This window comes from Streptomyces sp. BR123 (genome assembly GCF_013401435.1).
GTDB lineage: Bacteria > Actinomycetota > Actinomycetes > Streptomycetales > Streptomycetaceae > Streptomyces.
Map to the genome: position 1 here is coordinate 1 of NZ_JACBGN010000476.1, position 3,381 is coordinate 3,381.

Genomic DNA, 3,381 nt, shown 5'->3' on the forward strand with positions numbered 1-3,381 from the left:
GTGCAGGGGTTCGGGGGAGCTGCGGGGTTTCCGGTGACCTGGGGCGGGCGTGCGCTGGAGGGGCTGCGCGGCTATCGGCTGATCGTGGCGATGTGGGTCCGGTCGACGATGGCGTACCGGGCGTCGTTCGTGCTGTCGACGGTGGGGAACGCGGCGATCACGCTGCTCGACTTCGTCGCGATCTTCCTGATGTTCTCGCACGTCGACGCGCTGGGCGGGTTCACCCTGCCCGAGATCGCGCTGCTGTATGGGGCCTCGTCGGCCTCGCTCGGCCTCGCCGACCTGCTGCTCGGCACCCTCGAACGGATCGGGCTGCGGATCCGCGACGGCTCGCTCGACACGATGCTGGTGCGGCCGGTGCCGGTGCTCGCCCAGGCCGCGGCGGACCGGTTCGCGCTGCGCCGCCTGGGGCGGGTCGTACAGGGGCTGGGGGTGATGGGCTGGGCGGTGGCGGTCCTGGACGTGGAGTGGACGCTCGCCAAGGTCCTGCTGCTGCCCGTGATGGTCGTGGCCGGGGCGGTGATCTTCGGGGCGGTGATGGTGGCCGGGGCGGCGTTCCAGTTCGTCGCCGGGGACGCGGCGGAGGTGCAGAACTCCTTCACGTACGGCGGTACCACGATGCTCCAGTACCCGCCGACCATCTTCGCGAAGGACCTGCTGCGCGGGGTCACCTTCCTCGTGCCGCTCGCCTTCGTCAACTGGCTGCCCGCGCTGTACGTGCTGGGGCGGCCGGACCCGCTGGGGCTGCCGGGGTGGCTGGCGTTCATGAGCCCGGTGGTGGCGTTCGCGGTGTCCGTGCCCGCGTCGCTGGCCTGGCGTGCGGGCCTTCGCGCGTATCGGAGCACAGGGAGCTGAGGCGCTGTGGGGCGTGACGGCAGCGAGAGCAGCGACGGCAGCGAGAGCAGTGAGGGCAGTGAGGGCATGGATGTGGACGCGGGCGCGGACGTATTGATCGAGCTGGAGGGGGTCGAGAAGGTCTTCGACGTCCGGCGCCGGGCCGGCTTGGTGCGCAGGGAGAAACACCGGGTCAGGGCCGTGGACGGGATCAGCTTTCGGGTGGCGCGCGGAGAGGTGGTCGGCTACATCGGGCCCAACGGTGCCGGGAAGTCGACCACGATCAAGATGCTGACGGGCATCCTGACCCCGAGCGGGGGGCGGCTGCGGGTCGCGGGCATCGACCCGGCGCGGGAGCGGATGCGGCTGGCGCACCGGATCGGGGTGGTGTTCGGGCAGCGCACGACGCTGTGGTGGGACCTGCCGCTGAAGGACTCGTACGGGTTGATGCGGCGGCTGTACCGGATTCCGCGGGCCCGCTTCGAGGACAACCTGGAGCGCTGCGTGGACCGGCTGGACCTGGGCGCGCTGCTGGACGTGCCCGTGCGGCAGCTGTCGCTGGGGCAGCGGATGCGGGGGGACATCGCGGCGGCGCTGCTGCACGATCCGGACGTGCTGTACCTGGACGAGCCGACGATCGGGCTCGATGTGGTGAGCAAGGTGAAGGTGCGGGGCTTTCTGCGGCAGCTGAACGCGGAGCTCGGTACGACGGTGCTGCTGACCACCCACGACCTCCAGGACATCGAGCAGCTGTGCGAGCGGGTGATGGTCATCGACCACGGGCGCCTGATGTACGACGGGGCGCTGGCCGGGCTGCACGCGGCGGGGTCGGTGGGGGAGAGCGAGCGGATGCTCGTACTGGACCTGGAACGGGAGCTGCCGGCGATCAGCGTGCCGGGGGCGAGGGTGGTGAAGGTGGAGGGGCCGCGGCAGTGGCTGGCGTTCCCGGCGGGGGCCTCGGCTGCGCCGCTGGTGGCGGAGGTGGCGGCGAAGTACCCGCTGTCGGACCTGTCGGTACGGGAGCCGGACATCGAGGACGTGATCGCGCGGATGTACGCGGGGCGGGGCTGAGGGGCGCGGCTGAGGGGCAGGCGCGCGGCTGCCGGGGCGCGTCGGCGGGCCGGCGCTGTCGGTCGCCGCTGTCGGGGCTTCGTAGGGGGTGCGTGCCAGGGGCGAATCAGGGGCGGATCAGGGGACAAGACCGGGGTCCGGGCCGTACAACTCCCCGCTCGGACTGCATAGGCTGGACCCCATGACTGACGAGGGGCCGCAGAAGCCGTTGCAGCCGTTGCCGGAACTGAGGGCGTCGGATGCCGACCGGGAGCGGGTGGTGGAGCGGCTGCGCGACGCCGTCGCCGAGGGCCGGCTCGACATGGAGGAATTCGAGGAGCGGCTGGAGGCGGCGTACACATCGCGCACCTACGCCGAGCTGGAGCCGCTGACCAAGGACCTGCCGGCGCCGGGGGGCGCACCCGCCGGCGTGCCGTTCCCGGTGGCGGGGGCGGGCGACGACCCTATGTGGTCGGCGAGGGTCGGCGTCGGGACACCCGAGAGGGCGTCCGGCACGGGCGTGGCCGTGATGTCGGGGTTCGAGCGCAAGGGCGGCTGGACCGTGCCCCCGCGCTTCGACGCGGTGGCGTTCTGGGGCGGCGGCCAGCTCGACCTGCGTGAGGCGTACTTCTCGCAGCGCGAGGTGGTGATCAACTGCGTCGCGATCATGGGCGGCGTCGAGATCGTCGTCCCGCCGGGCGTGGAGCTCGACGTACGGGGCGTGGGGATCATGGGCGGCTTCGACCAGAAAGGCACTGCGGGCCCGCCGGCGCCGGGCGCACCGCGGGTCGTGGTGACGGGCCTCGCCTTCTGGGGCGGGGTCGAGGTCAAGGTCAAGCCGCCGAAGACGACCAAGCAGCCCAAGGGCCCGGAGGGCCTGGGCGGCCCGAGCCTGCGCAAGGAACTCTGAGGCCCGGGCCGGACGGTCTGAGGGCCGGAGGGCTTCGGGCCTTCAGGCCTTCGGGCCTTCGGGCCTTCGGGCCTGAGGGTTCCAGGGCTGCAGGGCTGCAGGGCTGCAGGGCTCCAGGGCTCCAGGGCTCCAGGGCCTCAAGGGTGGCGCGCCGGGCGCGCCGGGAACTCCTCGGGCTCGCGGGGAGTCGGATGCTATGCAGACAAAACCGGCGCCCGGGGGAAGGCAGAAGAACGTGAACGACCGCACCGCACCCGAAGGCGACACCCCTGCCGACCCGACCCCGGCCGGCGGCTCCGACCCGGCCCGCCCGGCCCCGGCGGCCGGTCCAGACGCCGCCGTGGGGGCAGGCCGGCCGGGCTCGGGGGCCGATTCCGCTCCGGGAACAGGATCTGGCTCCGGCTCCGGCTCCGGCTCCGGCCCCGGCGCGGACACCCCCGCGTCCGGCGGCCCCTCCGGCGTCGCCCGCCCAGCGGCCGGACCGCGGTCCGCAACGGCCCGCAGAACCGGCGCAGGGACGCGCATCGGCACGGCCCTGGCCATGGCCGGCGGCAGTGGAGGCGACCGGGGCGGCCGCGGAGGCGGCC

General features: G+C 73.5%; 3 protein-coding genes. All 3 read left to right on the top strand.

Annotated features, from left to right (window positions below):
• The 3 genes from HYE82_RS35190 (at position 1) to HYE82_RS35200 (ending at position 2,794) form a co-directional block, all read left to right on the top strand.
• On the top strand, positions 1-855 hold the full coding sequence (locus HYE82_RS35190) for an ABC transporter permease (RefSeq protein ID WP_179178294.1): 855 nt from the start codon (positions 1-3) through the stop codon (positions 853-855).
• A gap of 66 nt (positions 856-921) precedes the next feature.
• On the top strand, positions 922-1,905 hold the full coding sequence (locus HYE82_RS35195; RefSeq protein WP_179178296.1) for an ATP-binding cassette domain-containing protein: 984 nt from the start codon (positions 922-924) through the stop codon (positions 1,903-1,905).
• 181 nt (positions 1,906-2,086) lie between these two features.
• Entirely contained in the window at positions 2,087-2,794 is a 708-nt protein-coding gene (locus HYE82_RS35200) for a DUF1707 domain-containing protein (protein ID WP_179178295.1), read from the top strand.
• Positions 2,795-3,381 lie beyond the last annotated feature (587 nt).

Coding starts and splice junctions, on each gene's coding strand:
- HYE82_RS35195 (WP_179178296.1), top strand. CDS start 922: ATGGATGTGGACGCGGGCGCGGACGTATTGATCGAGCTGGAGGGGGTC.
- HYE82_RS35200 (WP_179178295.1), top strand. CDS start 2,087: ATGACTGACGAGGGGCCGCAGAAGCCGTTGCAGCCGTTGCCGGAACTG.